This is a genomic window from Schleiferilactobacillus shenzhenensis LY-73 (assembly GCF_000469325.1).
Lineage (GTDB): Bacteria > Bacillota > Bacilli > Lactobacillales > Lactobacillaceae > Schleiferilactobacillus > Schleiferilactobacillus shenzhenensis.
In genome coordinates this window covers 1-382 of record NZ_KI271627.1, presented here as the reverse complement: position 1 = coordinate 382, position 382 = coordinate 1, and the positions used below count along the sequence as shown (strand labels likewise).

The 382-nt window shown below is 51.6% G+C and carries 2 tRNA genes; both read right to left on the bottom strand.

The window, feature by feature from the left end:
* Positions 1–77: 77 nt before the first annotated feature.
* Positions 78–151, bottom strand: a tRNA-Pro gene (locus L248_RS14790).
* Positions 152–155: 4 nt separating this feature from the next.
* A tRNA-Arg gene (locus tag L248_RS14785) sits at positions 156–229 on the bottom strand.
* Between the last annotated feature and the right edge of the window lie 153 nt (positions 230–382).

Here is a 382-nt window from a genome sequence, read left to right as displayed (position 1 = left end):
GAACTCGCGACCCCCACCATGGCAAGGTGATGTTCTACCACTGAACTACTTCCGCATATTCAATTGTCAGTTACCAATCGGGAAGACAGGATTCGAACCTGCGACCCCTACGACCCTAACGTAGTGCTCTACCAAGCTGAGCTACTTCCCGAACATGCACCCAGTAGGAGTCGAACCTACAACCTTCTGATTCGTAGTCAGACACTCTATCCAGTTGCGCTATGGGTGCATCATGCTATTTAATTGACGAACTCCATTGTAAGAGGACGCTGGACAAAAAGCAAATCCCGCCGGTGATCACTCACCGCGGGATCCTGTGTCCCGGATACAATGAAGCGGAAGACGAGATTCGAACTCGCGACCCCCACCATGGCAAGGTGAT